At 62.0% G+C, this 25,438-nt stretch carries 26 protein-coding genes and 1 other RNA gene; 10 read left to right on the top strand and 17 right to left on the bottom strand.

The features are described 5' to 3' along the window. Positions 1–24 precede the first annotated feature (24 nt). Positions 25–495: an Lrp/AsnC family transcriptional regulator gene (locus M5G18_RS21515; RefSeq protein WP_007951785.1), complete on the bottom strand. Its 471-nt coding sequence runs from the start codon at positions 493–495 to the stop codon at positions 25–27. A 126-nt stretch (positions 496–621) separates the two neighbouring features. Here M5G18_RS21515 and M5G18_RS21510 point away from each other — a divergent pair, with 126 nt between their 5' ends. The 3 genes from M5G18_RS21510 (at position 622) to M5G18_RS21500 (ending at position 3,222) form a co-directional block, all read left to right on the top strand. Next, positions 622–960 carry a hypothetical protein gene (locus tag M5G18_RS21510; RefSeq protein ID WP_273896116.1) on the top strand — a complete coding sequence of 113 codons (339 nt, stop codon included), beginning with the start codon at positions 622–624 and terminating at the stop codon, positions 958–960. Between the two features lie 90 nt (positions 961–1,050). Further along, entirely contained in the window at positions 1,051–2,835 is a 1,785-nt protein-coding gene (tfpB, locus tag M5G18_RS21505) for a type IV pilus assembly ATPase TfpB (protein ID WP_273896115.1), read from the top strand. 69 nt (positions 2,836–2,904) lie between these two features. After that, complete coding sequence (locus M5G18_RS21500) at positions 2,905–3,222, top strand: DUF2388 domain-containing protein (protein WP_007951791.1); 318 nt, start codon at positions 2,905–2,907, stop codon at positions 3,220–3,222. Between the two features lie 52 nt (positions 3,223–3,274). Here M5G18_RS21500 and gcvP read toward each other — a convergent pair whose 3' ends face one another. The 10 genes from gcvP to M5G18_RS21450 form a co-directional block, all read right to left on the bottom strand. After that, positions 3,275–6,148 carry an aminomethyl-transferring glycine dehydrogenase gene (gcvP, locus tag M5G18_RS21495; RefSeq protein ID WP_273896114.1) on the bottom strand — a complete coding sequence of 958 codons (2,874 nt, stop codon included), beginning with the start codon at positions 6,146–6,148 and terminating at the stop codon, positions 3,275–3,277. A gap of 134 nt (positions 6,149–6,282) precedes the next feature. Beyond that, entirely contained in the window at positions 6,283–6,666 is a 384-nt protein-coding gene (gcvH, locus tag M5G18_RS21490; protein WP_273896113.1) for a glycine cleavage system protein GcvH, read from the bottom strand. A 49-nt stretch (positions 6,667–6,715) separates the two neighbouring features. Further along, positions 6,716–7,798 (bottom strand): glycine cleavage system aminomethyltransferase GcvT, encoded by a 1,083-nt coding sequence (gcvT, locus tag M5G18_RS21485; protein ID WP_273896112.1) that lies wholly within the window; start codon positions 7,796–7,798, stop codon positions 6,716–6,718. A gap of 157 nt (positions 7,799–7,955) precedes the next feature. Then, complete coding sequence (locus M5G18_RS21480) at positions 7,956–9,572, bottom strand: ABC transporter permease (RefSeq protein ID WP_273896111.1); 1,617 nt, start codon at positions 9,570–9,572, stop codon at positions 7,956–7,958. Positions 9,573–9,818: 246 nt separating this feature from the next. Beyond that, positions 9,819–10,823, bottom strand: coding sequence for an extracellular solute-binding protein (locus tag M5G18_RS21475; RefSeq protein ID WP_273896110.1), 1,005 nt, complete (start codon positions 10,821–10,823; stop codon positions 9,819–9,821). Between the two features lie 107 nt (positions 10,824–10,930). Next, positions 10,931–12,148: a 2-octaprenyl-3-methyl-6-methoxy-1,4-benzoquinol hydroxylase gene (locus tag M5G18_RS21470; RefSeq protein WP_165369535.1), complete on the bottom strand. Its 1,218-nt coding sequence runs from the start codon at positions 12,146–12,148 to the stop codon at positions 10,931–10,933. Between the two features lie 9 nt (positions 12,149–12,157). Then, the gene (locus M5G18_RS21465) at positions 12,158–12,643 is read right to left on the bottom strand and encodes a DUF4442 domain-containing protein (protein ID WP_273896109.1); all 486 of its coding nucleotides are present in this window, start codon (positions 12,641–12,643) and stop codon (positions 12,158–12,160) included. Beyond that, positions 12,636–13,823: a 2-octaprenyl-6-methoxyphenyl hydroxylase gene (gene ubiH / locus M5G18_RS21460; protein ID WP_273896108.1), complete on the bottom strand. Its 1,188-nt coding sequence runs from the start codon at positions 13,821–13,823 to the stop codon at positions 12,636–12,638. Before ubiH ends, M5G18_RS21465 begins: the two co-directional genes overlap by 8 nt. Continuing rightward, positions 13,820–15,154: a Xaa-Pro aminopeptidase gene (gene pepP / locus M5G18_RS21455; RefSeq protein WP_039765352.1), complete on the bottom strand. Its 1,335-nt coding sequence runs from the start codon at positions 15,152–15,154 to the stop codon at positions 13,820–13,822. Before pepP ends, ubiH begins: the two co-directional genes overlap by 4 nt. Before the next feature lie 27 nt (positions 15,155–15,181). Beyond that, entirely contained in the window at positions 15,182–15,742 is a 561-nt protein-coding gene (locus M5G18_RS21450) for a YecA/YgfB family protein (protein ID WP_207984282.1), read from the bottom strand. A 125-nt stretch (positions 15,743–15,867) separates the two neighbouring features. On the opposite strand from M5G18_RS21450, the gene M5G18_RS21445 reads away from it, so the two are divergent. From M5G18_RS21445 to M5G18_RS21430, 4 genes are all read left to right on the top strand, one after another. Continuing rightward, positions 15,868–16,077: a TIGR02449 family protein gene (locus tag M5G18_RS21445; protein ID WP_007940359.1), complete on the top strand. Its 210-nt coding sequence runs from the start codon at positions 15,868–15,870 to the stop codon at positions 16,075–16,077. Further along, complete coding sequence (locus M5G18_RS21440; protein WP_007951811.1) at positions 16,074–16,391, top strand: cell division protein ZapA; 318 nt, start codon at positions 16,074–16,076, stop codon at positions 16,389–16,391. The genes M5G18_RS21445 and M5G18_RS21440 overlap by 4 nt, the downstream gene beginning before the upstream one ends. Before the next feature lie 30 nt (positions 16,392–16,421). Continuing rightward, positions 16,422–16,600, top strand: a non-coding RNA gene (gene ssrS / locus M5G18_RS21435) — 6S RNA. Between the two features lie 80 nt (positions 16,601–16,680). After that, on the top strand, positions 16,681–17,286 hold the full coding sequence (locus M5G18_RS21430) for a 5-formyltetrahydrofolate cyclo-ligase (RefSeq protein WP_011336472.1): 606 nt from the start codon (positions 16,681–16,683) through the stop codon (positions 17,284–17,286). Positions 17,287–17,321: 35 nt separating this feature from the next. Here M5G18_RS21430 and M5G18_RS21425 read toward each other — a convergent pair whose 3' ends face one another. Further along, positions 17,322–17,477 carry a hypothetical protein gene (locus M5G18_RS21425; RefSeq protein WP_007911192.1) on the bottom strand — a complete coding sequence of 52 codons (156 nt, stop codon included), beginning with the start codon at positions 17,475–17,477 and terminating at the stop codon, positions 17,322–17,324. Between the two features lie 197 nt (positions 17,478–17,674). Here M5G18_RS21425 and M5G18_RS21420 point away from each other — a divergent pair, with 197 nt between their 5' ends. After that, positions 17,675–18,127, top strand: coding sequence for an EVE domain-containing protein (locus M5G18_RS21420; RefSeq protein ID WP_273896107.1), 453 nt, complete (start codon positions 17,675–17,677; stop codon positions 18,125–18,127). A gap of 142 nt (positions 18,128–18,269) precedes the next feature. Here M5G18_RS21420 and M5G18_RS21415 read toward each other — a convergent pair whose 3' ends face one another. Next, the gene (locus tag M5G18_RS21415; protein ID WP_007951814.1) at positions 18,270–18,677 is read right to left on the bottom strand and encodes a flagellar basal body-associated protein FliL; all 408 of its coding nucleotides are present in this window, start codon (positions 18,675–18,677) and stop codon (positions 18,270–18,272) included. A gap of 150 nt (positions 18,678–18,827) precedes the next feature. Between M5G18_RS21415 and M5G18_RS21410 the strand changes: the two genes are divergently transcribed. Continuing rightward, positions 18,828–19,805 carry an NADPH:quinone oxidoreductase family protein gene (locus M5G18_RS21410; RefSeq protein ID WP_085746752.1) on the top strand — a complete coding sequence of 326 codons (978 nt, stop codon included), beginning with the start codon at positions 18,828–18,830 and terminating at the stop codon, positions 19,803–19,805. Positions 19,806–19,866: 61 nt separating this feature from the next. On the opposite strand, the gene M5G18_RS21405 is transcribed toward M5G18_RS21410, so the two are convergent. Continuing rightward, on the bottom strand, positions 19,867–20,481 hold the full coding sequence (locus tag M5G18_RS21405; protein WP_273896106.1) for an energy transducer TonB: 615 nt from the start codon (positions 20,479–20,481) through the stop codon (positions 19,867–19,869). A gap of 326 nt (positions 20,482–20,807) precedes the next feature. Between M5G18_RS21405 and glpT the strand changes: the two genes are divergently transcribed. Further along, complete coding sequence (gene glpT / locus M5G18_RS21400; protein WP_007951819.1) at positions 20,808–22,157, top strand: glycerol-3-phosphate transporter; 1,350 nt, start codon at positions 20,808–20,810, stop codon at positions 22,155–22,157. Here the strand turns inward: glpT and M5G18_RS21395 are convergent. From M5G18_RS21395 to ubiD, 3 genes are all read right to left on the bottom strand, one after another. Then, positions 22,133–22,801, bottom strand: a complete 669-nt coding sequence (locus M5G18_RS21395; protein ID WP_273896103.1) for a gamma-glutamylcyclotransferase — start codon at positions 22,799–22,801, stop codon at positions 22,133–22,135. The genes glpT and M5G18_RS21395 overlap by 25 nt on opposite strands. A 197-nt stretch (positions 22,802–22,998) precedes the next feature. Continuing rightward, positions 22,999–23,967 (bottom strand): CDP-6-deoxy-delta-3,4-glucoseen reductase, encoded by a 969-nt coding sequence (locus M5G18_RS21390; protein ID WP_273896101.1) that lies wholly within the window; start codon positions 23,965–23,967, stop codon positions 22,999–23,001. Then, entirely contained in the window at positions 23,967–25,433 is a 1,467-nt protein-coding gene (gene ubiD, locus M5G18_RS21385) for a 4-hydroxy-3-polyprenylbenzoate decarboxylase (protein ID WP_007951823.1), read from the bottom strand. The genes M5G18_RS21390 and ubiD overlap by 1 nt, the downstream gene beginning before the upstream one ends. Positions 25,434–25,438 lie beyond the last annotated feature (5 nt).

The raw sequence follows: 25,438 nt of genomic DNA, 5'->3' as shown, positions 1-25,438 counted from the left end.
CGGAGCGTGGGAACGGTCATCAAATCAGCGCAATACCGGCAGGCTCGTCGTGGACTTGATCTCCGACAGCGCCACAATAGAGTTCACCTCCTGAATTCCCGGCACCAGCGACAGCTTCTCGAAGAAGAACCGCTCATACGCCTCGATGTCCGCCGCGACAATCCGCAACAGAAAATCTACCGCTCCCATCAGCACGTAACACTCCAGCACTTCGGGAAAGCCGCGAATCGCCTCGGTGAATTCGGTGAAGTTCGAACGGCCGTGGGCGTTGAGCTTGATTTCTGCGAAGATCTGCGTGTTCAGGCCGATCTTCTTGCGATCGAGCAAAGTCACCTGACCACGAATGATCCCCTCCTCCTTCATCCGCTGAATCCGCCGCCAGCATGGCGACTGCGACAGGCCCACCTGTTCGGCGATCTGTGCGCTGGACAAGGAAGCGTCCTCTTGCAGCAGGGCGAGAATGCGCCGGTCGTAGCTGTCCAGCTCACTGTGCATAAATAATCCTCAAAATAAGCCAATAGCGAATTGATCTACCTTATCAATCGCCGGATCAGCTCATCTTAGACAAGAAATGCCCGGCATCGGATGTAAAAATTCCTCCACTGATTCCGGAGACCTGCCATGCCACACCTCGAAGCCATCAACACCCCTGCGCCCCGTGCCGATGTGTGGAACGCCAGCAACGCCCATTGCCTCGCGCAGTACCAGATCCTGGCCGAGGCCGAGCCGGATTTGCTGGTGCGGGTGCTGAACCTGTTCGCCTTGCAGTGCCTCACCCCGGAACAGGTGAATGTCCAGCGGCTGGACGATCTGCTGTCGATCGACATCGTCATGAGCGGCCTGAGCTGGCACCGCGCCCAGGTGATCGCGGAAAAACTTCGTAACCTGATCAGCGTCTGCTCGGTAAACCTGCAAAACCCCGACGCGGCGTGGGATGCGCCGGCGCAGGCGGCCGGCTGACAAGAACCGAAACGTCTTCGTCGGGTAGTGGCCCAACGGTCGACGGGGCCACGACTATCCTTTGCGCACTGTCGTTCAAAAGGAGCCCGCATGTCCGTTCAACTCGCCACTCAGGACCGCTGGCTGGATCTCAATGAGGTACTGCGTGAACTGGTCGCCCAGGGTTTCATCTGCCAGGACTCGGCCGAGCAGGCGCTGAATGCCCGGCGTCGGCATGCCGCCCACGGCCAGAAGCACCCACTGGAATTTATCGCCAGCCAGCAACTGGACGATCTCAGCCGTCCGGGCAAACACCTCGATCTGGAAAGCCTGACCCTGTGGCTGGCGCAGCAGGCCGGCCAGCCGTATCTGCGGATCGATCCGCTGAAGATCAACGTCGCCGCTATCACGCCGCTGATGTCCTATGCCTTTGCCCAGCGCCACAAGATCCTCGCAGTGTCAGTCGACCGCGATGCGGTGACCGTCGCCAGCGCCCAGCCTTATGTCAGCGGTTGGGAGGCGGATCTGACTCACGTCCTGAAACTGCCGATCAAACGGGTGGTGGCCAACCCGGCGGACATCCAGCGTTTCAGCGTCGAATTCTTCCGCCTCGCCAAATCGGTCAGCGGCGCCAGCAACGCCGATGCGCAGAGCGGCAACCTCGGCAACTTCGAACAACTGCTCAACCTCGGCGCCAGCGATCAGGAACCGGACGCCAACGATGCGCACATCGTCAACATCGTCGACTGGCTGTTCCAGTACGCCTTTCAGCAACGGGCCAGCGACATCCACATCGAGCCCCGGCGCGAGCAAGGCACGGTGCGTTTTCGCATCGACGGCGTGCTGCACAACGTCTATCAATTTCCGCCCCAGGTGACGATGGCCATCGTCAGTCGCCTGAAAAGCCTTGGCCGGATGAACGTCGCCGAGAAGCGCAAACCCCAGGACGGCCGGGTCAAGACCAAGACCCCGGATGGCGGCGAGGTCGAGCTGCGTCTGTCGACCCTGCCCACTGCGTTCGGCGAAAAAATGGTGATGCGAATCTTCGACCCGGAAGTACTGCTCAAGGATTTCGATCAGCTTGGCTTTTCTGCCGACGACCTGCGGCGCTGGCAGGACATGACCCGCCAGCCCAACGGCATCATCCTGGTCACCGGGCCGACCGGTTCCGGCAAGACCACCACGCTGTACACCACGCTGAAAAAACTGGCGACCCCGGAGGTCAATCTCTGCACCATCGAGGACCCGATCGAGATGGTCGAGCCGGCCTTCAACCAGATGCAGGTCCAGCACAACATCGACCTGACGTTCGCCGCCGGCGTGCGGGCTCTGATGCGGCAGGACCCGGACATCATCATGATCGGCGAGATCCGCGATCTGGAGACCGCCGAAATGGCGATTCAGGCCGCGCTGACCGGGCACCTGGTGCTCTCGACCCTGCACACCAACGACGCGCCGAGCGCCATCAGCCGTCTGCTGGAACTCGGCGTGCCGCATTACCTGATCAAGGCCACCGTGCTTGGCGTCATGGCGCAACGACTGGTGCGAACACTGTGCCCGCACTGCAAGGCGCCGCTGACTCTTGATGAAGAAGACTGGCAAACCCTGACCCGGCCATGGCAGGCGCCGCTGCCGGGCAATGCGCAACGTGCCATCGGTTGCCTGGAATGCCGCGACACCGGTTATCACGGTCGCGCCGGGGTCTACGAAATCATGCAACTGAGCGACGGTCTCAAGGCGTTGATCAATCCGGATACCGATCTCACTGCGATCCGCCGGCAGGCGTTCAAGGAAGGCATGCGCAGCCTGCGATTGTCCGGCGCGCAGAAAGTCGCGGCCGGGCTGACAACGCTTGAGGAAGTGCTGCGGGTGACGCCACAGAGCGAGCAGAAATAAGTGCTCACGGAACCGGATCGGGGAAACGGCGATCCAACCGGTTATTCAACACCAGTGGAGTCACCCAACATGCGTCTCAAACTTGCTGTCGCCACCCTTGCCCTGCTGTCTCTGCCCGTCGGTTCGGCAATGGCCGACAGCTTTTGGCGTAACGTCATTTCGTCCGGTGCCACCACCGGTTCGACTTACCTGACCTTCAAGGATCACAAACTGATCGTTGCCGCCCAGGACGATGCCGGCAGCTTCGTCGCCAGCGACGGCGGTATCCGTGGCCCGTACCTGGAAGCGGCGATGCAGAAAGTCCGCGCCGACAACCCGGGCCTGCAGGCAACGGACATGGAACTGGCGAATGCGATCCTGGCGAAGAACGCCGTGGCGTCGGAATAAGAGGCTCACAAAAAATGCCGCTCGAAATGAGCGGCATTTTTTTGCCCGCTAATCAGCGGTAATCGTCCACCGGCACACAGGCGCAGAACAGGTTGCGGTCGCCATAGACGTTATCGACCCGGTTCACCGCCGGCCAATATTTGTGCGCCCTGGTGTGCGCATCCGGCGTGATGCCCTGCTCGATGCTGTACGGCCGCTCCCACACACCGGTGATATCGGCCAGGGTGTGCGGCGCCCGTTTGAGCGGGTTGTCCTCGGCCGGCCAGTTGCCGTTTTGCACCTCGGTGATTTCTGCGCGGATACTCAGCATCGCGCCGATGAAGCGATCCAGTTCAGCCTTGGACTCGCTCTCGGTCGGCTCGACCATCAAGGTTCCCGGCACCGGGAACGACATGGTCGGCGCGTGGAAACCGTAATCCATCAGGCGCTTGGCGACGTCTTCTTCGCTGATGCCTGTGGCAGCCTTCAGTGGCCGCAGATCCAGAATGCATTCGTGGGCGACCCGCTCGTTGCGCCCGGTGTAGAGCACCGGAAAGGCGCCGGACAGGTGCTGCGCCAGGTAATTCGCCGCGAGGATCGCCACTTCGCTGGCGTCCGCCAGTTGCGGCCCCATCATCGCGATGTACATCCAGCTGATCGGCAGAATGCTTGCGCTGCCCCATGGTGCGGCGCTGACCGCTCCGTTCTGAGGTTGCGGCCCGTCGATCGGAATCACCGGATGGTTGGCGACGAACGGTGCCAGGTGCGCACGCACGCCAATCGGCCCCATGCCCGGCCCGCCTCCGCCGTGGGGAATGCAGAAGGTCTTGTGCAGGTTCATGTGCGATACATCGGCGCCGATGTCCGCCGGCCGCGCCAGCCCGACCTGAGCATTGAGGTTGGCGCCGTCCATGTACACCTGGCCGCCGTGCTTGTGGATAACTTCGCAGATTTCGCTGATGCCTTCCTCGTACACGCCGTGGGTCGACGGGTAGGTCGCCATCAGGCACGACAGCTTGTCCCCGGCTTCGGACGCCTTGGCTTTCAAATCCTCCAGATCAACGTTACCGGCGTCGTCGCACTCGACAATCACCACGCGCATCCCGGCCATCTGCGCCGAGGCCGGGTTGGTGCCGTGGGCCGAAGAAGGAATCAGGCAGATGTCGCGCCCGCCCTGCTGGCGGCTCTCGTGGTATTTGCGGATCGCCAGCAACCCGGCGTACTCGCCCTGGGCGCCGGAGTTGGGTTGCATGCAGATCGCATCGAACCCGGTGATCGCGCACAGCCAGCGCTCCAGTTCTTCAATCATCAGCGTGTAACCAACCGCCTGCTCCCGGGGCACGAACGGGTGCAGGTTGGCGAATTGCGGCCAGGTGATGGGGATCATCTCGCTGGTGGCGTTGAGCTTCATGGTGCAGGAACCCAGCGGGATCATCGACTGGTTGAGCGCCAGATCCTTGTTCTCCAGCTGCTTGAGGTAGCGCAGCATCTCGGTTTCGCTGTGGTGGGCGTTGAACACCGGGTGGCGCAGGTACGGCGTGCTGCGTTGCAGCGTGTCGGGAATGCCGGAGGTCAGCGTTTCGGCGTCGAGCTCATCGACGCTCAACCCGTGATCGGCGCCCAGCAGCACATCGAACAGTCTGGCCACGGTGTTTTCATCACAGGTCTCGTCGAGGCTCAGACCGAGTTGGCCACGACCGAGGATGCGCAGGTTGATCTGCACAGCCTGCGCGCTTTCGATGATCGCGGTTTGCGCACCGCCTACGTCCAGCGTGAGGGTGTCGAAGAAGTGTTCGTTCAGCCGTTTTATGCCGTGGCGTTCAAGCCCGGCGGCGAGAATGCAGGTCAGCCGGTGCACCCGCTGGGCGATTCGTTTCAGCCCTTCCGGGCCGTGATAGACCGCATAGAAACTGGCGATATTGGCCAGCAACACCTGAGCGGTGCAGATGTTCGAATTGGCCTTCTCCCGGCGAATATGCTGTTCGCGGGTTTGCAGGGCCATGCGCAGCGCGACGTTGCCGCGAGCATCTTTCGACACGCCGATGATCCGTCCGGGAATCGCCCGTTTGTATTCCTCGCGACTGGCGAAAAACGCCGCGTGCGGGCCGCCGTAACCCATCGGCACGCCGAAGCGCTGGGATGAACCGAACACCACATCAGCACCCAACTCGCCCGGCGGGGTCAGCAGCAACAAACTGAGCAGATCAGCCGCCACGCAGGCCAGCGCCTGCTGCGCGTGCAGGTGATCGATCAGCGGCCGCAGGTCGCGGACTTCGCCGTGGGTGTCGGGGTATTGCAGCAGCGCGCCGAACACCTGGTGCTGCTTCAAGTTATCCACAGCGTCGACGATCAGCTCGAAGCCGAAGCCTTCGGCGCGGGTCTGCACCACGGAAATGGTCTGGGGATGACAGTTTTCGTCGACGAAGAACAGATTGCTTTTCGACTTCGCCACACGTTTGGCCAGGGCCATGGCTTCCGCCGCAGCGGTGGCTTCATCGAGCAGCGAAGCGTTGGCCAGTTCAAGGCCGGTGAGGTCGATGGTCAGTTGCTGAAAATTGAGCAACGCTTCGAGCCGGCCTTGGGCGATTTCCGGTTGGTAAGGCGTGTAGGCGGTGTACCAGCCGGGATTTTCCAGCACGTTGCGCAGGATGACGGTCGGCGTCAGGGTGCCGTGGTAGCCCATGCCGATCAGGCTGGTCCAGACCTGGTTCTGCTCGGCATAACCGCGCAGTTTTGCCAGCGCCGCCTGTTCGTCCAGCGCCGGCGGCAGGTCCAGCTCGCGGTTGAGGCGAATGCCCGGCGGCACGGTCTGTTCGATCAGTTCGACCCGGCTGCCGAGGCCGAGGCTGTCGAGCATCGCCTGCTGCTCGGCGGCATCGGGGCCGAGGTGGCGGCGCAGAAAGGCATGGGGATCGCGTAACTGGCTCAGGGATGGCAACTGGGACATGACGGGCTCTCTCTTGGCTGGCGGCTCGGCGTCAATGCAACACGGTCAAACCAGCATAGCAGCCACCCCGACGGCAAAAGTCCCAGGCAGAAAAAAGCCCCGACGGGTCGGGGCTTTGGGGTCGCGCCTGCAGCTTATTCGCCGATGGCAGCCTTGTAGGCGGCAGCGTCGAGCAGCTTGTCCAGCTCGGCCTTGTCGCTTGGCTTGAGCTTGAAGATCCACGCGGCGTATGGATCGTTGTTGAGTTCTTCCGGCGCGCTGGCCAGGTCTTCGTTGACGGCGATCACTTCGCCACCAACCGGGGAATAGATGTCGGAAGCGGCCTTGACCGATTCGACGACACCGGCGGCATCACCGGCGGCGAACACCTTGCCCACTTCTGCCAGCTCGACAAACACCACATCACCCAACGCTTCCTGGGCGTGATCGCTGATGCCCACGGTGACGGAGCCGTCGGCTTCCAGACGCGCCCATTCATGACTTTCGGCAAAACGCAGTTCAGCTGGGATGTTGCTCATGCTCGGTGTCCTCAAGAAATTGTCAGCGGTCGTGCCCGCCGGAAAAGGTTTAGATCAAGGTTTTGCCGTGACGGACAAAGGTCGGTTTGACCACTCGTACCGGATACCACTTGCCACGGATTTCCACTTCGGCGCGGTCGGCAGTCGCCATCGGTACACGCGCCAGGGCAATCGACTTGCTAAGCGTAGGAGAGAAACTACCACTGGTGATCTCCCCTTCGCCAACATCAGCGATACGAACCACCTGATGGGCCCGCAAAACCCCGCGTTCCTCAAGCACCAGGCCGACCAGTTTGTGCTGCACGCCGGCGGTTTTTTCCGCTTCCAGCGCGTCGCGACCGATGAACCGGCGCGTGGCCGGCTCCCAGGCGATGCTCCAGGCCATGTTCGAGGCCAGGGGCGAAACGTCCTGGTGGATGTCCTGACCGTAAAGGTTCATGCCGGCTTCGACCCGCAGCGTGTCGCGGGCACCGAGGCCGATGGGGGAAATGCCGGCGCCCACCAGATCGTTGAAAAATCCCGGGGCCTGATTGGCCGGCAGGGCGATTTCCAGACCGTCCTCACCGGTGTAGCCGGTACGCGCAATGAACCAGTCGCCGTCGACGTGGCCTTCGAAAGGCTTGAGCATCTGGATCAGGTTGGCGCGGGACTGGGTCACCAGCTCGGCAATCTTGTGCCGGGCATGGGGGCCTTGAATGGCGAGCATCGCCAGCTCGGCGCGTTCGTGCATTTGCACATCGAAACTGCCCAGCTGTGCCTGCATCCAGGCCAGGTCCTGATCGCGGGTGGAGGCGTTGACCACCAAGCGATAACCGTCTTCAAGGCGGTAGACGATCATGTCGTCGACGATGCCGCCGCGCTCGTTGAGCATGGTGCTGTACAACGCACGGCCGGGGCTGTGCAGGCGTTCGACGTCATTGGCCAGCAAATGCTGGAGCCAGGCCTTGGCCTGGGGGCCGGCGACATCGATCACGGTCATGTGGGAAACATCGAACACCCCGCAATCGCGGCGCACCTGATGGTGCTCCTCGACCTGCGAGCCGTAATGCAGGGGCATGTCCCAACCGCCAAAATCGACCATCTTCGCGCCGAGGGCGAGATGCAGGTCATACAGAGGCGTACGCTGTCCCATGGGTTTCTCCTTCCGGGCGTGGCGAAGGTGCGGAGCGCTGCTGCACGGATCGGAAAGCCCTGTAAAAAAGGGCTTTCAGCCGATTTCAGCGACAGGGTCTGTCAGACGGACCGCACCGAATGCCGCGCATTGTAGCCGCATGATTCAGGACTGACGACTAAGTGTTTCTGTGCGCCGAGCGCCGGATCAAACCGATAACCGGCAACAGACCGACCAATACCAGGGTCAGCGCCGGCAACGACGCCCTCGCCCATTCGCCTTCGCTGGTCATTTCGAAGATCCGTACCGCCAGCGTGTCCCAGCCAAACGGGCGCATCAGCAGGGTCGCGGGCATTTCCTTGAGCACATCGACGAACACCAGCAACGCGGCACTGAGCGTGCCGGGCAGCAACAGCGGCAGATACACTTTGAAAAACAGTCGCGGCCCGCTGACGCCCAGGCTACGTGCCGCTTCAGGCAAAGATGGCCGTATACGCGCCAGGCTGTTTTCCAGCGGCCCATAGGCCACCGCCACGAACCGCACCAGATACGCCAGCAGCAACGCCGCCAGACTGCCCAGCAGCAACGGTTTGCCCGCCCCGCCAAGCCAGCCGGACAGCGGAATCACCAGCTCCCGGTCCAGATAACTGAACGCGAGCATGATCGACACCGCCAGCACCGAGCCCGGCAAGGCATAACCGAGATTGGCCAGACCGACTGCGGAATTGATCGTCCGGGTGGGCGCCAGACGCCGGGCGAAGGCCAGCAACATCGCCACGCTGACCGTGATCAGCGCCGCCATGCCGCCCAGATATAACGTGTGGAGAATCAGCCCGGCGTAGCGTTCATCCAGATCGAATCGCCCGCGCTGCCAGAACCACACCACCAGTTGCAGCACCGGGATGACAAACGCGCAGGCGAACACCAGACCACACCAGCCGGTCGCCGCCCAAGCCTTGGGCCCGCGCAGGTGATACAGCGCCTTGACCCGTGGCCGCTCGTTGCTTGCCCGGTTCGCGCCACGGGCACGGCGCTCGCCGTACAGCACCAGCATCACCACCAACAGCAACAGGCTGGCGAGTTGCGCGGCGCTGGGCAGGCTGAAGAAGCCGTACCAGGTCTTGTAAATCGCGGTGGTGAAGGTGTCGAAGTTGAACACCGAGACTGCGCCGAAATCCGCCAGAGTTTCCATCAACGCCAGCGCCACGCCGGCACCGATGGCTGGTCGCGCCATCGGCAATGCCACACGCCAGAATGCTTGCCACGGCGACTGGCCGAGTACTCGCGCGGCTTCCATCAATCCCTTGCCCTGCGCGAGAAACGCAGTGCGCGCCAGCAGGTAGACGTAGGGATAAAACACCAGCACCAACACCAGAATCACGCCACCGGTTGAGCGTACTCGCGGCAGGCGCAGGCCGGTGCCGAACCATTCGCGCAGCAGGGTTTGCACGGGGCCTGCGAAGTCCAGCAGGCCGACAAAGACGAATGCCAGCACGTAGGCCGGGATTGCGAAGGGCAGCATCAGCGCCCAGTCGAGCCAGCGTCGCCCGGGGAATTCGCAGAGGCTGGTGAGCCAGGCGAGGCTTACGCCGATCAATGTCACACCGACGCCTACGCCGAGGACCAGCGTCAGGGTGTTGCCCAGCAGGCGTGGCATCTGGGTTTCCCAGAGGTGCGACCAGATCTGGTGATCGATGGTTTGCCATGAGAGCAGGAGCACGCTGAGGGGGAGCAGCACCAACGCGGCGATGGTGAAGACGATGGGGTACCAGCGGCGTTGGGCGGGGTGGGCCACTTTTGGGTCTCTGAGGGAGTCGTGGTGTTGTTTGGCTGAGTATTTCAAGTGGGGATTGCTGCCCTCACCCTAGCCCTCTCCCGGAGGGAGAGGGGACTGACCGCATTGTTCTTTCGCTATACATCGACTTGAAATATCGCGCCGAACTCAGGTTTCGAATTCGACGCAAGTCGGCTCCCTCTCCCTCCGGGAGAGGGCTGGGGTGAGGGCAGCGGTTTCATGATAAACGGTGCTGTCAGGAAAGACTCAATTCCAACCCGCCCGATCCATCATCCGGATCGCTTCAGCCTGACGCTTGCCCGCCACTTCAACCGGCAGCGTATCCGCCACGAACTCCCCCCACGCCGCCACTTCTTCCGAAGGCTTCACCGCCGGATTCGCCGGAAACTCCTGGTTCACGTCGGCAAAGATCTTCTGCGCTTCAGGCGTAGTCATCCACTCGACCAGCGCCTTGGCTGCTTCCGGGTGCGGCGCATGTTTGGTCAGGCCGATGCCCGACAGGTTGACGTGCACGCCACGATCCGCCTGGTTCGGCCAGAACAGTTTCACCGGCAGTTCCGGCTTCTGCTTGTGCAGGCGGCCGTAGTAGTAGGTGTTGACGATGCCGACGTCGCACTGGCCGGCGTTGATCGCTTCCAGCACCGCGACGTCGTCGGAGAACACGTCGGTGGACAGGTTGTAGACCCAGCCCTTGAGGATCTTCTCGGTCTTCTCGACGCCGTGGACTTCGATCATGGTGGCAGTCAGCGACTGGTTGTAGACCTTCTTCGCCGTGCGCAGGCACAGGCGGCCTTCCCAGTTCTTGTCGGCCAGTGCTTCGTAGGTGGTCAGTTCGCCCGGTTTCACCCGTTCGGTGGAGTAGGCGATGGTTCGCGCGCGCAGGCTCAGGCCGGTCCAGGCGTGGCTGGACGAGCGATATTGCAGAGGAATGTTGGTGTCGATGGTTTTCGAAGTGAACGGCTGGAGAATGCCCATCTGCTCGGCCTGCCAGAGGTTGCCGGCATCGACGGTCAACAGCAGGTCGGCGGTGGCGTTCTCGCCCTCGGCCTTGATCCGCTGCATCAGCGGCGCTTCCTTGTCGGTGATGAACTTGATCTTCACCCCGGTCTTGGCGGTGTAGGCATCGAACACCGGCTTGATCAGTTCATCGATACGCGAGGAGTAGACCACCACCTCGTCGGCGGCCTGGGCGGCAGTGCTGCCGATCAGGGTCATGGCCAGTGCGGTCAGAACACGCTTGGATGCCAACATGGGAGCGGTCTCTCGGTCGGGAAAAGTGGCCCAAATGATAAGGACTCACATTTACGAGCTCAATCGAACACTTTCCCAAGGAGTTACCAGATGTTGCACGACATTCATCAGGCCTTGGCGAGGGCCGGCAAGTCCCCGGTCAGCCCCAACGCTTCACGCACGAACAACGCCTTGGCCTCAGGCATCTGCTCGACGATTTTCAGCCCGGTATTGCGCAACCAGCGCAGCGGCAACGGATCGGCCTGGAACAACCGCTCGAAGCCTTCCATCGCGGCCATCAGCGCCAGGTTGTGCGGCATGCGTCGACGCTCGTAGCGGCTCAGGACTTTCACATCCGCCAGGCGTTCGCCCCGTTCGTGCGCTTGCAGCAGCACTTCAGCCAGCACCGCGGCGTCGAGGAAGCCGAGGTTCACGCCCTGCCCCGCCAACGGGTGAATGGTGTGTGCGGCATCGCCGATCAGCGCCAGGCCTTCGGCCACGTAGCGCTTGGCGTGGCGTTGACGCAGCGGCACGCACAGGCGCGGGTCGGCGCTGATGACGTCGCCGAGGCAACCTTCGAAAGCGCGTTCGAGTTCACGGCAGAAGTCCGCTTCATCCAGCGCCATCAGCCGTTCGGCTTCGCTTGGCGTGGTCGACCAGACGATCGAGCACCAGTCCTGCTGACCGTCACGCTCCAGCGGCAAAAACGCCAGCGGCCCGTGATCGGTGAAACGCTGCCAGGCGGTCATGCGGTGCGGCTTGCTGCTGCGCACGCTGGTGACGATGGCGTGGTGCAGGTAATCCCACTCGCGAGTGGCGACACCGGTCAGACGGCGCACCGCAGAATTGGCGCCGTCCGCCGCGATCACCAGCGGCGCGCGCAAGGTGCGGCCGTCGGCCAGGGTCAGCAGCCAGTCGTCACCGGAACGGCGCATCTGCTCCAGCCGCGCGTTGGCCAGCAGGCCCATATCGCAATCGTGCAGACGGTCGAGCAAGGCATCCTGGACCACACGGTTTTCGACAATGTGGCCGAGCACATCGGCGTGCACGCTGCTGGCCGAGAAGTGAATTTGACCGGTGCCGCTGCCGTCCCAGACGTGCATGTCGGTGTAAGGACTGCTGCGTCGATTGACGATGCCGTCCCACACGCCGAGGCGATCGAGGATCCGCTGGCTGGCCGCCGACAGTGCACTCACCCGCGGCTCGAACGGCGCGTCACCATTGAAGGGTTTGACGCTCAGCGGGCTGCCGTCGAGCAGCAGGACTTCCAGCCCGCTGCCCTGCAACGCCAGCGCCAGGGCACTGCCGACCATTCCGGCTCCGACAATCAGCACATCCGCGCGCATTTCCATGCTTTAAGCCTGTCTCGCTGGCGGCTTGAGCCGCACGTAAAGGGTTTTACCGACCCGCGCCACCAGGTTGCCGGCGCCGTCATGAATGTCGACCTGCAACTGCGGCAGGTATTTCTCGCCACTGGCGGTCTGCCGACGGATCTCGTCGAGCAGGGTGTCGTCGATGTTGAACCGGGCGAACACCGGGCCTTTGCCCGGCGAGATGAAGTCAATGTCGGCGGCCTTGTCCCAGACGATGTACTTCGAGCCGAGGTTTTCCATGAGCATCAACATGAAGAACGGATCGACCATCGAATACAGACTGCCGCCGAACTGGGTGCCGACGTAATTGCGGTTGTACCAGCCCAGGCCCATCGAGACCTGAATGTCACGAAAGTCATCGCTGATGTGCTTCACCCGGACACCGGCGCCGAAGTACGGCGGGTAGAACGTCATGATCCAGCGCATCAGCCGCGCCTTGCCAAACTGCTTGATCAGCCAATCACGCATCCGGCCGCGTCCCCAGCCCCATGGCCTGACGAGCGAACCAGCGCTTGGCCGGCGGCAGCAGATCAAGGCCGAGCAGGCCGATGTTGCGCCCCAGCGACACCAGCGGCTGGGTGCTGCCAAACAGGCGCGTGACCTGATCGGAGAAACCGACGGTGAGATCCTGATCGAGGCGCTGACGCTCGCGATAGGCCTGCAACGTGGCGAAATCCCCCAGCGGTTTGTCGCTGGCCAGCAACGCGGCGGCCAACGCATCGGCATCGCGCAGGGACAGGTTGAAACCCTGCCCGGCAATCGGGTGCAGGCTGTGGGCGGCGTTGCCGAGAACGGCCAGATGCGAACGCACCTGCTCCTCGGCTTCCACCAGCGACAGCGGATACAGATGTCGCGCGCCAACTTGTTTCAACGTACCGAGGCGGTAGCCGAACACGCCTTGCAGCTCGCTGAGGAAATCACGCTCGCTCAGGTCCGCCAGCCGTTGCGCGTCCATGCCCAGACGGGTCCAGACCAGCGCGCAGCGGTTTTCCGGCAACGGCAGCAGCGCCATCGGGCCTTCGTCGGTGAAGCGCTCGAAGGCCATGCCGTTGTGCGCTTCGCTCGGGGTGATGTTGGCGATCAGCGCGCTCTGGTTATACGGACGCTTGCGAACGTTGATGCCCAGTTGCTCGCGCAGACCGGAACGACCGCCATCGGCAAGCACCGCCAGATCGCACTCGATCGTGGTTTCATCGTTGAGGGTCAAGCGGTAGCCGTCAGGCAGCGGTTCCATGCGAGTGACTTCCGCCGGGCAGCGCCAGCTGATCACGTCTTTGTCGAGGTGCTGCCACAGGCACTGGCCGAGCCAGGCGTTTTCCACCACATAGCCGAGCGCCGGGACGCCCTCTTCCATCGCCGACAGGCGAGCGGTGGAAAAGCGTCCACGGTCGGACACGTGAATCTGTTTGATCGGCTCGGCGCGGCGGGAAATTTCCTGCCACACGCCCAGCCGCTGATAAATCTGCCGCGAGCCGAAGGACAGCGCCGAGGAGCGCGCGTCGTAGCTTGGCTGCCAGGTGTCACCGGGGGCGAACGGTTCGATCAGCACGATCTTCCAGCCACGAGCCTTGGCCCCGGCCTGCAAGGCCAACGCCAGACTGGCGCCGACCAGGCCGCCACCGATGATTGCCAGATTGACCCGACTCATGCCGCGCAGGTCCGTGCTTGCGCCATCAGGGCTTCGATCTCGGCGACGGTTTTCGGCACGCCACCCGTCAGGATTTCACAACCGCTTTTGGTCACTACCACGTCATCCTCGATGCGCACGCCAATGCCGCGCCATTTCTTCGCTACGTTCTGATTGTCCGGGGCGATGTAGATGCCCGGCTCCACGGTCAGCGCCATGCCGACCTCCAGCACTCGCCATTCGCCGCCGACCTTGTATTCGCCGACGTCATGCACATCCATCCCGAGCCAGTGGCCGGCGCGGTGCATGTAAAACGCCTTGTAGGCCTCGGAGGCGATCAACTCGTCCACTTCGCCCTGCAACAGCCCCAGCTTCACCAGCCCGGTGGTGATCACCCGAACCGTGGCTTCGTGCGCCTGATTCCAGTGCTTGTTAGGGGCGATTTCGGCGAATGCCGCTTCCTGCGAAGCCAGCACCAGTTCGTAGATCGCTTTCTGCTCGGCGGAAAACTTGCCGTTGACCGGCCAGGTGCGGGTGATGTCGCTGGCGTAGCAGTCGATCTCGCATCCGGCGTCGATCAGCACCAGGTCGCCGTCCTTGAGCAGCGCGTCATTCTGCTGGTAATGCAGGATGCAGCTGTTGCGCCCGGCGGCGACGATCGAACCGTAGGCCGGCATTTTCGCGCCGCCCTTGCGGAACTCGTAATCGAGTTCGGCTTCGAGGCTGTACTCGTACAAGCCGGCACGGCTGGCCTGCATTGCCCGGATGTGAGCCTGGGCAGAAATCCGCGCTGCTTCGCGCATCACCTTCACTTCTGCCGCCGATTTATACAGGCGCATGTCGTGCAGCAGGTGATCCAAAGCAACGAATTCGTTCGGCGGCTGGGCGCCGAGGTGCGCCTTGGAGCGGATCACGTTGATCCAGTCCATCAGGTGACGATCGAATTCCGGGTTGCTGCCCATGGCCGAATACACCCGGTCGCGGCCTTCGATCAGGCCCGGCAGGATGTCGTCGATGTCGGTGATGGGGAAAGCGTCGTCAGCGCCGAAATCGCGAATCGCGCCTTCCTGGCCGGCGCGCAGGCCGTCCCAGAGTTCGCGTTCGGCGTTGCGTTCACGGCAGAACAGCACGTATTCGCCGTGTTCGCGCCCGGGCATCAGGACGATGACCGCCTGTGGCTCGGGAAAACCACTGAGGTACTGGAAGTCGCTGTCCTGACGATAGACATGCTCGACGTCGCGGTTGCGAATGGCAACCGCGGCGGCAGGCAGGATCGCGATGCTGTTGGGTTCCATCTGCGCCATCAGCGCCTTGCGGCGCCGGGCGTATTCCGCTTTCGGGATATGGATCATGGGCAGATGGCTTTCCCTGGCACGCGATCAGTGCAGCGACGGCTTGGCCGCTGGCGGCACGTCGGCCTTTTTGGTTTCGGAGAACAGCAGCAGCGGAGCGACACGCAGGTACTCCATGACTTCCATATAGTCGCTTTCGCCGTCTTCGGATTCTTCCAGTGCGTCTTGCACCTGGGAGATCGCTGCCAAATCCTGCAACACTTCAGTGGCTTCGGTGCTCAGCATGCTGCTGTCGCGGCAGTTCAGGCCGAAACCGGTGAGGAAGCCCTGACACCATTCGCCCAGCGCGGCGGCGCGCTCGGCCAGCGGTGCGTCATCGTTCGGCAGCAGCAGAACCACGGTGACGTCATCACCGGTGAGTTCGCTCTTGACCATCTCCTGCAGACCGATCAGCGCGTTGCGGACGTTGTCCTGCGGCTCGCCTTCGAGCAGCTCGGCGGCATCGATCAGCCATTCTTCGGCATTGAAGCCGGCGCCGGCGCAACTGCGGCCCAGCAACAGGCCGTGCAGTTCGGCAGGCGAAACGGAGTGACCGCTGGAGTTCAGCAGGGTGGCAAAGCCTTGGTACGGGGAATTCTGAATGGGCATGGGCAGCTAGGCGCCAGACGGCGCTATGTCTAGAATGAAGGCCTTGTATCCTACATCGACAGACTCGCCAAGACCATTAAAGGCTGTCCGCCAGCCAAACCCATCAGACCGAATCAGTGGACACAATGGAAGACACCGACCTGCAAGCGCTGATGGCCAGACTCGAACTGCTGATTACCCGAGTCGAGCAACTAAAGAGTCAAAATGCACTCTTACTTGCTCAGGAAAAGACCTGGCGCGAGGAACGCGCGCACCTCATTGAAAAAAACGAAATCGCCCGGCGTAAGGTCGAATCGATGATTTCGCGCCTCAAGGCCCTGGAGCAAGACTCATGAGTTCAAGCAATAGCGTTACCGTGCAGATCCTCGACAAAGAGTATTCGATCATCTGTCCCCAGGAAGAGCGCAGCAATCTGATCAGCGCCGCCCGCTACCTGGACGGCAAGATGCGCGAGATCCGCAGCAGCGGCAAAGTCATCGGCGCCGACCGCATCGCCGTGATGGCCGCGCTGAACATCACCCACGACCTCTTGCACAAAGAAGAGCGCCCGGACATCCAGGCCAGCGGTTCGACCCGTGAACAGGTGCGTGACTTGCTCGATCGTGTCGATCTGGTGCTGGCCGACGATCCGGACATCAGCAAGGGCTGATTCGCCAGGCCGCTTGAGTTATACTCGCCGCACTCCCTGGGGTGCTTGCCAGTTGACGATGTCCCTGAGCCGATTTGCACTACCCTGGGGGTTGCACGTTGGGCTGGTGTGCATGTCCGCCAGACGGAAAGCCTTAAAGCCTACTGCATCCTCCACCTTGAACTTTCGGGTTCAAGGGCTAAGTCGACAGCGGCTCATCCGGGGAGCCTGATTCGAATCCGATGCCGGTGCATGCCGGCATCGGATTTTTTATGTGTACGTTTTCGTCCCACCCTGCCGAAGCCGAACCATGACCGAACCCGCGTTGCTGCCCCGCCCCCAACTGCGCCGCCTGCTGCGCAAGGCCCGCCGCTCGCTGACGCGAAGCGAACAACGCCAGGCCGCCGAAGGCCTGTACAGGCAACTGGCACAAGACCCGCACTTTCGCCGGGCCAAACATATCTCCCTGTACCTGCCCACCGACGGTGAAATCGACCCGCGCCTGTTGCTGCGCGCCGCCCAGCGTCGGGGCAAGAAAACCTACCTTCCGGTGCTCAGTGCCTGGCCACGGACCAAAATGGTCTTTCAGCAAATCCGCCCCGGCGAAAAACTCAAACCCAACCGCTTCCGCATTCTTGAGCCGCGCGCCAATCTGGCCCGTCAGCGCAAGGTCTGGGCACTGGATCTGGTGTTGCTGCCACTGGTGGGATTCGACGATGTCGGCGGGCGTCTGGGCATGGGCGGCGGATTCTACGATCGCAGTCTGGCGTATCTGGCGCGACGCCAGAACTGGCGCAAGCCGACGCTGTTGGGGCTGGCCCATGAATGTCAGAAAGTCGAACGTCTCGCGCAAGCGAGCTGGGATGTACCGTTGCAGGGAACGGTGACAGACAAGGCGTGGTATTTCGCAGGATAGACGCCGCGCGGATCAGCGGCGTCGAAAAGACAGTTTCAGCGTTTGAAGGCTGTCGACTGTTGTACTTGTTGCGCTACTTCAATCGGTGCATCGGCCTTGTTGGCCCACAGACTTTGCGCATAACCGGTGGTCACGACGCCAAGACCGAACAAAATCACCAAAGTCCACAGCAAATCCGGTTTGCGTTTCATCGATTGCCCCCCTCAAGGCACATCATCACGATGACAGCAGCGGTTTCCATTCGTAGGCCGTGCAGCAGCGTCAAGCTTTAAAGGCCGGCATTTTGCGACAACGTGAACCTCTGCGCAAATGCTGGCGTCAACCGACCGTCGGTTTGTCATAAAATTGCCGGACAACCTGCCCAATGACCGCTTGAGGAGCACACACCATGGCCTACTGGCTGATGAAATCCGAGCCCGACGAGCTCTCGATCAAGGGCCTGGAAAAGCTCGGCAAAGCGCGCTGGGACGGGGTTCGCAACTATCAGGCACGCAATTTCCTGCGGGCCATGGCGGTGGGGGACGAATTCTTTTTCTACCACTCCAGCTGCCCGGAGCCGGGAATTGCCGGAATCGGCAAAATAATCGAAGCCGCGTACCCGGATCCCACAGCCCTGGAATCGGACAGCCATTATTACGACCCGAAAGCCACGCCGGAGAAAAACGCCTGGAGCGCGATTGATGTCGCCCACGTCGAAACTTTCAGCCGGGTCTTGAAGCTGGATTACCTGAAACAGCAGACCGCGCTGGCCGAGATGCCGCTGGTGCAAAAGGGTTCGCGACTGTCGGTGATGCCGGTGACGGCCGAGCAGTGGGCCGCGGTTATCGCGCTCAAACCCTGAGTCATTTGTCGCCTGACAAAATGCCATCGCGAGCAAGCTCGCTCCCACAGGGTTCAGCGGCGATCACACAAATGTGTGGCACCACAAAACCACTGTGGGATCGAGCTTGCTCGCGATGAGGCCCGCCCGGACAACGAATGCCTTACTGAATGATCAGGTTGTTGAACAACAGATCTTCAACCACCGGCTTGCCGGTCTCGTCATTCATCACTTGCTGGGTCTGCTTCAAGGCTTCCTGACGCAGTTTTTCCTTGCCCTCGATGCTGCCCATCGCATCGGTGGTCTGCTGGGTGAACAGCGCCACCAGCTGATTGCGGATCAGCGGCTCGTTGGCCTTGACCAGTTTGGTCGCCTCTTCGCCGGTCACCCGCAGTGCCACGTCGGCCTTGTAGACCTTGAGCTTCGGGGTGCCATCCAGCCCGTAGTTGCCCACAAACGGCGGGCTCAGGGTGATGTAGTTGACCTTCGGCGCCTCGCCTTCTTTGGCTTCTTCGGCCAGCGCTGCCACAGGCAGAGACAGGGCCAGCAACAACATGATCCACGCTTTCACAATACGCTCCTTATCCGGTTTGCGGCCTAGCATAACGACCCGCCGCGCAAGCACAAGCTTATGGCGGACTATCAGGGCCGGGCATGCTCGTTGACCCGTTGACTGCCACACCTACACTTATCGGCCATCACTCCCAAAGGAATAGCCCTGATGAAAGCCGTGCTGTGCAAAGCCTTCGGCCCTGCCGAATCGCTGGTGCTGGAAGACGTCGCCAGTCCTGTCGCCAAGAAGAACGAAATCCTGCTGGACGTGCACGCCGCCGGGGTCAACTTCCCGGACACGCTGATCATCGAGGGCAAGTACCAGTTCAAGCCGCCCTTCCCGTTCTCCCCGGGTGGCGAGGCCTCCGGCGTGGTCAGCGCGGTGGGTGAAAAAGTCAGTCACCTCAAGGTCGGCGACCGGGTCATGGCCCTGACCGGCTGGGGCAGCTTCGCCGAGCAGGTCGCGGTGCCGGGCTACAACGTGCTGCCAATCCCGCCGTCGATGGATTTCAACACCGCCGCCGCCTTCAGCATGACCTACGGCACATCGATGCACGCCCTCAAACAGCGCGGCAACCTGCAACCGGGTGAAACCCTGCTGGTACTCGGCGCTTCCGGCGGCGTTGGCCTGGCTGCCGTGGAAATCGGCAAAGCCATGGGCGCCCGGGTGATCGCCGCCGCCAGCAGCGCGGAAAAACTCGCCGTGGCCAAGGCTGCCGGTGCCGACGAACTGATCAACTACAGCGAAACCAGCCTCAAGGACGAGATCAAGCGCCTGACCGACGGCCAGGGCGCCGACGTGATCTACGACCCGGTCGGCGGCGACCTGTTCGACCAGGCGATCCGCGCCATCGCCTGGAACGGACGCCTGCTGGTGGTCGGTTTCGCCAGCGGCCGCATTCCCGAACTGCCGGTCAACCTCGCCCTGCTCAAGGGCGCGGCAGTGCTCGGCGTGTTCTGGGGTTCCTTCGCCCAGCGCCAGCCGCAGGACAACGCGGCGAACTTCCAGCAACTGTTCGGCTGGTTTGCCGAAGGCAAGTTGAAACCGCTGGTGTCGCAGGTCTACCCGCTGGGCAATGCGGCGCAGGCGATCAATGATCTCGGGCAGCGCAAGGCTGTTGGCAAGGTTGTGGTGCAAGTGCGATGAGCTGATCGGGCGACCCGGGATTGATGGCAACTTCCGGGCCGCCCTTCAGAGCACTCCAGCCCTACATCAGATTGCGAATGTCCTCCGGCAACAGGCTCATGTACGTCCGGACCGGGCTGTCGCGGCATCCCCTGACAATCGTCGGAATCCGCTTGTTCAGTCTGGCGATCATCGCCAGCCGCTGCTCGTCCGGCAGCTGTGCTTTGTGGAGGACATTGGAAAGGTAAGCCCTGGTGTGAACGAACACCTTGGTATCTATCCATGACTGTTCCGCAATGTTGCCGAGATATTCGTTCAGGGTGCGGCACTTCAAGGCTTTCAGTTGCTGGTTGATGTGGATGGGTTGATCCAGATCCAGCCTGAACACCATCGGCGCAAGGACTCGCCTCTCTGCCGGTCTGTCACCCTCGACGGCCCACGGTTTGAATCGCCATTGCTCGATGGCGACCCTCACTGCCTCCACCAGCTCCGGATGACTGTTTTGTGCAAAGCTGATCCGGTCGACCGAACCGTCGGCATGGACGGTGAACTCGGCACCCACTTCACCTGTAACACCCGCTCTGAAAAGCATCAACGGATAGACCGGCCTCGGGTTGTTTTCCGGAATCAGCAGCACCTCGGACGCTCGCGCGCCTCCCGATGCAATCAGCAACATCAGCAACACACACCACCGCATGAGCCCTCCCCCTTCACCGCACGAATGCCCGATTGGCACCCGCAAAAGGGTAGAGCCCGGAAGCCTGAAACAGAACGCCGCGCCTTCTGCATTGTTCGCAGGACATTTCCCAAACCTGCGCCTTACAAAATCCTGAAGCCCGGCAGGAAGACGCCGGGGTAACATTTCCCACAGCGCCCCACACTTATATCTGAGCGACATGTTCATAAAGGAACGCGCGACTTCCAACATTTCCGCTGTTTTGCCGATGGGAAGCGGTGCTATTTTCGGTAACGAAACTGTAACATTCGCATCCGCAGTCAAAACAAGAAATCTGGAGCTCTTGAATGTTTGCTTTCTTTCGTCCTGCCGCACATCAGGCTCCATTGCCTGAAGAAAAAATCGACAGCACCTACCGACGCCTGCGTTGGCAGATCTTCGCCGGCATCTTCTTTGGCTACGCGGGTTACTACCTGCTGCGCAAGAACTTCTCGCTGGCCATGCCCTACCTGATCGACGAAGGCTACAGCCGTGGCGATCTGGGCCTGGCGATGTCGGCCATCGCCATCGCCTACGGTCTGTCCAAGTTCCTCATGGGCCTGGTGTCCGACCGCTCCAACCCGCGTTACTTCCTGCCGTTCGGCCTGCTGGTATCGGCCGGGGTGATGTTCATTTTCGGTTTCGCGCCTTGGGCAACCTCCAGCGTGACCATGATGTTCATCCTGCTGTTCATCAACGGTTGGGCCCAGGGCATGGGCTGGCCGCCGAGCGGTCGCACGATGGTGCACTGGTGGTCGCAGAAGGAACGTGGCGGCGTGGTGTCGGTGTGGAACGTGGCGCATAACGTCGGTGGCGGTCTGATCGGCCCGCTGTTCCTGATCGGCATGGGCCTGTTCAACGACTGGCACGCCGCGTTCTACGTCCCGGCCGCCGTGGCTCTGGCAGTAGCGGTGTTCGCTTTCGTGACCATGCGCGACACCCCGCAATCGGTCGGCCTGCCGCCGATCGAGAAGTACAAGAACGACTACCCGGAAGGCTACGACGCCAGCCACGAAGACGAATTCAGCGCCAAGGAAATCTTCGTCAAATACGTGCTGCGCAACAAAATGCTCTGGTACATCGCCATGGCCAACGTCTTCGTTTACCTGCTGCGCTACGGCGTGCTGGACTGGGCGCCGACCTACCTGAAGGAAGCCAAGGGTTTCACCGTGGATAAAACCTCGTGGGCCTATTTCTTCTACGAGTGGGCGGGGATTCCGGGCACGCTGCTGTGCGGCTGGATGTCGGACAAGATCTTCCGTGGCAACCGTGGCCTGACTGGCATGGTGTTCATGGCACTGGTGACCGTGGCGACGCTGGTGTACTGGCTGAACCCGGCCGGCAACCCGACCGTCGACATGATCGCGCTGTTCTCCATCGGCTTCCTGATCTACGGCCCGGTGATGCTGATCGGCCTGCAGGCGCTGGAACTGGCGCCGAAGAAAGCCGCCGGCACTGCCGCAGGCTTCACCGGTCTGTTCGGGTATCTGGGTGGTTCGGTCGCGGCCAGTGCAGCAATGGGCTACACCGTGGACCATTTCGGCTGGGATGGTGGTTTCGTGCTGCTGGTGGGCGCTTGCCTGCTGTCGATGGCCTTCCTGGCCCCGACCCTGTGGCACAAGCAAGTCGCCAGTCAGAGCCGCGAAGCAGTCGCCTGATCGGTCTTTGACTTACAGCGCTTGAGCCGCGCCTCCAGATTCCGGTCTGGCATGGCGTGGCTGCGCAGGGCGTGGGCGGTCTGCTCGACATAATCGCGAGTGGTGCCGTAACGCCCGCAAGCGCTTTCGAACACCTGGCTCAGCACATGATCCGGCAAGTTGCCGGCATAGCTGGGCAGGTGTCGCTCCAATACGAATCCCAGCGCTTGAACCTGGCTGCCATCTTCGAGTCGGCAGTTGAGCCAGTGTGGCCGATAGGACGGGAACGGCATCTCGCGCTTCCACAACGCATACAGCGCGCTGTCCAGATTGTCTTCCGGCAATCGATAGGCGAAACCGCTGCACGAACCGCCACGATCCAGACCAAAGACCAGACCCGGCATTTCCGGCGTGCCGCGATGCTCGTGGGACCACAGGTACAAACCACGATGGTAGCCATGCACGCGCCCGCGCATCCGCTCGACGGCGGAGCATTCCGGCCGCCAGATCAGCGAACCGTAGGCGAACAGCCACACCGGCCCGCCCTTGTGGCGCGCCATGGTCGATTGCATGGAAGCGAGAAGTTGTTCGTGCGTCAGCTGCGGCCCAAGATCGAGCCGCGGAGGGTAAGCCAGGTTCAGAAAAGCGTTTTCAATGGCGCTCATGGCGAATAGCGTTCAGCTCCCCGCGGGTGAAGAATTACTTAATAGAACGCACCGCTGTAACAATAAGGCACATATGTTTTAAGGCAATTTGAGTGCCATGGCACAGTTCTTAATTGATTGCCTGATTGATATATAACCTACCGGCATTTATGCAATTACATAAATACCGATCGGCTATATGGAGAGTTATAACGAACTTACGAACGCGGCGCGTATGCGAACACATCCGCACGCATCTGATGGGCATCCATCCCCGCTTCCACCAGCACATCCAGTGTGCCGTAGACCATCGCCGGGGAGCCGCTGGCATAGACGTGCAGCGGTTTCAGATCGGGGAAATCCTCGCAGACCGCTTCATGCAGCATGCCGCAGCGCCCTTCCCAACCGCACTGATCACTGACGACCTTGTGCAGGAACAGATTCGGCAACTTCAGCCATTCGTCCCAATGTTCGATTTCGTAGAAATCTTCCGGACGACGCACGCCCCAGTACAAGTGCACCGGGTGTTTGAAGCCGTTGGCCCGGCAATGTTCGATCAGGCTGTGGATCTGGCCCATGCCGGTGCCGGCGGCGATCAGCACCAGCGGCCCGTCCGGCAGTTCCGCCAGATGGGTGTCGCCGAACGGCAGCTCGACCCGCACCATCGGGTTGCGCGTGAGCTGATCGATCAGGCTCAACGCACTGGATTCGCGCGCCAGCACATGGATTTCCAGATCGCGCCCGCCGTGGGGCGCCGAGGCCATGGAGAACGCCGACTTCTCGCCGTTCTCGCGCTCGATCATCAGATACTGACCGGCGTGGTAGCGCGGCGGTTTGCCGGCCGGCGCCCGCAGGCGCACACGAAAGGTATCGCCACCGACGTCCCGGCATTCGATGACCTGACACGACACGCTGCGCACGGGCAGTTCTCCCAGCGCGAGCACGCCATCCCACAGCACGATGCAGTCTTCCAGCGGCTCCGCTATGCAAGTGTAGAACTCGCCGTGGTCATGCACCTTGCCGGCCTGTTCGACCCGGCCTTCCACCAGCAGCGCCGCACACACATGGCAATTGCCGTTGCGGCAGCTTTGCGGGCATTCGTAGCCCAGGCGCCGCGCACCATCGAGAATCCGCTCTCCGGGCTGTATCTCGAGCACCGCTCCGGAGGGCTGCAGGGTTACACGCATCAATCTATTCCTAACTGATTCCAGATGGCATCGATCCGTTGGGTGACGGCGTCATCCTTGACGATGACGCGGCCCCACTCGCGAGTGGTTTCGCCCGGCCACTTGTGGGTGGCGTCCAGGCCCATCTTCGAGCCGAGCCCCGACACCGGCGACGCGAAGTCGAGGTAGTCGATCGGCGTGTTGTCGATCATCACCGTGTCGCGCTTGGGGTCCATGCGCGTGGTGATGGCCCAGATCACGTCGTTCCAGTCCCGCGCGTTGATGTCGTCGTCGGTGACGATAACGAACTTGGTGTACATGAACTGTCGCAAAAACGACCAGACACCCAGCATCACGCGCTTGGCGTGGCCCGGATACGACTTCTTCATCGTCACCACGGCCATGCGGTACGAGCAGCCTTCCGGCGGCAGGTAGAAGTCGGTGATCTCCGGAAATTGCTTCTGCAGGATCGGCACAAACACTTCGTTCAACGCCACGCCGAGAATCGCCGGCTCATCCGGCGGACGGCCGGTGTAGGTGCTGTGGTAGATCGGCTTGATCCGGTGGGTGATGCGTTCGACGGTGAACACCGGGAAGCTGTCGACTTCGTTGTAGTAACCGGTGTGGTCACCGTACGGGCCTTCATCGGCCATTTCGCCCGGATGGATCACGCCTTCAAGAATGATTTCGGCAGTGGCCGGCACTTGCAGGTCGTTGCCGCGGCACTTCACCAGCTCCGTGCGGCTGTCGCGCAGCAGACCGGCGAATGCGTATTCGGAAAGGCTGTCCGGCACCGGCGTGACCGCGCCGAGAATGGTCGCCGGATCCGCGCCAAGGGCCACGGACACCGGGAACGGCTGGCCCGGGTGCTTCTCGCACCACTCGCGGAAATCCAGCGCGCCGCCACGGTGGCTGAGCCAGCGCATGATGACCTTGTTGCGACCGATCACTTGCTGACGGTAGATGCCGAGGTTCTGCCGGTCCTTGTTCGGGCCCTTGGTGACCGTCAGGCCCCAGGTGATCAGCGGCGCCACGTCACCCGGCCAGCAGGTCTGCACCGGCAGCATCGCCAGATCGACGTCGTCGCCTTCGATGACCACTTCCTGGCACGGCGCGTCTTTGACGACTTTCGGCGCCATCGCGATGATCTTGCGGAAGATCGGCAGCTTCGACCACGCGTCCTTCAAGCCCTTCGGCGGCTCCGGCTCCTTGAGGAACGCCAGCAGCTTGCCGATTTCGCGCAGTTCGCTGACCGACTCGGCGCCCATGCCCATGGCCACCCGCTCGGGGGTGCCGAACAGGTTGCCGAGCACCGGGATGTCGTAACCGGTTGGCTTCTCGAACAGCAGCGCCGGGCCCTTGGCACGCAGCGTGCGGTCGCACACCTCGGTCATTTCCAGCACCGGCGAGACGGGAATCTGGATGCGTTTCAACTCTCCGCGCTGCTCAAGCTGCTGCACGAAATCCCGAAGATCCTTGAATTTCATTGACG

The organism is Pseudomonas aphyarum, from assembly GCF_028657055.1.
Lineage (GTDB): Bacteria > Pseudomonadota > Gammaproteobacteria > Pseudomonadales > Pseudomonadaceae > Aquipseudomonas > Aquipseudomonas aphyarum.
The sequence above is the reverse complement of the archived record's forward strand: the minus strand, read 5'-3'. Positions and strand labels throughout refer to the sequence as shown.

Excerpts from the sequence above, each read along its gene's own strand:
- M5G18_RS21515 (WP_007951785.1), bottom strand. The coding sequence starts at position 495 with ATGCACAGTGAGCTGGACAGCTACGACCGGCGCATTCTCGCCCTGCTG.
- M5G18_RS21510 (WP_273896116.1), top strand. The coding sequence starts at position 622 with ATGCCACACCTCGAAGCCATCAACACCCCTGCGCCCCGTGCCGATGTG.
- tfpB (WP_273896115.1), top strand. The coding sequence starts at position 1,051 with ATGTCCGTTCAACTCGCCACTCAGGACCGCTGGCTGGATCTCAATGAG.
- M5G18_RS21500 (WP_007951791.1), top strand. The coding sequence starts at position 2,905 with ATGCGTCTCAAACTTGCTGTCGCCACCCTTGCCCTGCTGTCTCTGCCC.
- gcvP (WP_273896114.1), bottom strand. The coding sequence starts at position 6,148 with ATGTCCCAGTTGCCATCCCTGAGCCAGTTACGCGATCCCCATGCCTTT.
- gcvH (WP_273896113.1), bottom strand. The coding sequence starts at position 6,666 with ATGAGCAACATCCCAGCTGAACTGCGTTTTGCCGAAAGTCATGAATGG.
- gcvT (WP_273896112.1), bottom strand. The coding sequence starts at position 7,798 with ATGGGACAGCGTACGCCTCTGTATGACCTGCATCTCGCCCTCGGCGCG.
- M5G18_RS21475 (WP_273896110.1), bottom strand. The coding sequence starts at position 10,823 with ATGTTGGCATCCAAGCGTGTTCTGACCGCACTGGCCATGACCCTGATC.
- M5G18_RS21470 (WP_165369535.1), bottom strand. The coding sequence starts at position 12,148 with ATGCGCGCGGATGTGCTGATTGTCGGAGCCGGAATGGTCGGCAGTGCC.
- M5G18_RS21465 (WP_273896109.1), bottom strand. The coding sequence starts at position 12,643 with ATGCGTGATTGGCTGATCAAGCAGTTTGGCAAGGCGCGGCTGATGCGC.
- ubiH (WP_273896108.1), bottom strand. The coding sequence starts at position 13,823 with ATGAGTCGGGTCAATCTGGCAATCATCGGTGGCGGCCTGGTCGGCGCC.
- pepP (WP_039765352.1), bottom strand. The coding sequence starts at position 15,154 with ATGATCCATATCCCGAAAGCGGAATACGCCCGGCGCCGCAAGGCGCTG.
- M5G18_RS21450 (WP_207984282.1), bottom strand. The coding sequence starts at position 15,742 with ATGCCCATTCAGAATTCCCCGTACCAAGGCTTTGCCACCCTGCTGAAC.
- M5G18_RS21445 (WP_007940359.1), top strand. The coding sequence starts at position 15,868 with ATGGAAGACACCGACCTGCAAGCGCTGATGGCCAGACTCGAACTGCTG.
- M5G18_RS21440 (WP_007951811.1), top strand. The coding sequence starts at position 16,074 with ATGAGTTCAAGCAATAGCGTTACCGTGCAGATCCTCGACAAAGAGTAT.
- M5G18_RS21430 (WP_011336472.1), top strand. The coding sequence starts at position 16,681 with ATGACCGAACCCGCGTTGCTGCCCCGCCCCCAACTGCGCCGCCTGCTG.
- M5G18_RS21425 (WP_007911192.1), bottom strand. The coding sequence starts at position 17,477 with ATGAAACGCAAACCGGATTTGCTGTGGACTTTGGTGATTTTGTTCGGT.
- M5G18_RS21420 (WP_273896107.1), top strand. The coding sequence starts at position 17,675 with ATGGCCTACTGGCTGATGAAATCCGAGCCCGACGAGCTCTCGATCAAG.
- M5G18_RS21410 (WP_085746752.1), top strand. The coding sequence starts at position 18,828 with ATGAAAGCCGTGCTGTGCAAAGCCTTCGGCCCTGCCGAATCGCTGGTG.
- M5G18_RS21405 (WP_273896106.1), bottom strand. The coding sequence starts at position 20,481 with ATGCGGTGGTGTGTGTTGCTGATGTTGCTGATTGCATCGGGAGGCGCG.
- glpT (WP_007951819.1), top strand. The coding sequence starts at position 20,808 with ATGTTTGCTTTCTTTCGTCCTGCCGCACATCAGGCTCCATTGCCTGAA.
- M5G18_RS21395 (WP_273896103.1), bottom strand. The coding sequence starts at position 22,801 with ATGAGCGCCATTGAAAACGCTTTTCTGAACCTGGCTTACCCTCCGCGG.
- M5G18_RS21390 (WP_273896101.1), bottom strand. The coding sequence starts at position 23,967 with ATGCGTGTAACCCTGCAGCCCTCCGGAGCGGTGCTCGAGATACAGCCC.
- ubiD (WP_007951823.1), bottom strand. The coding sequence starts at position 25,433 with ATGAAATTCAAGGATCTTCGGGATTTCGTGCAGCAGCTTGAGCAGCGC.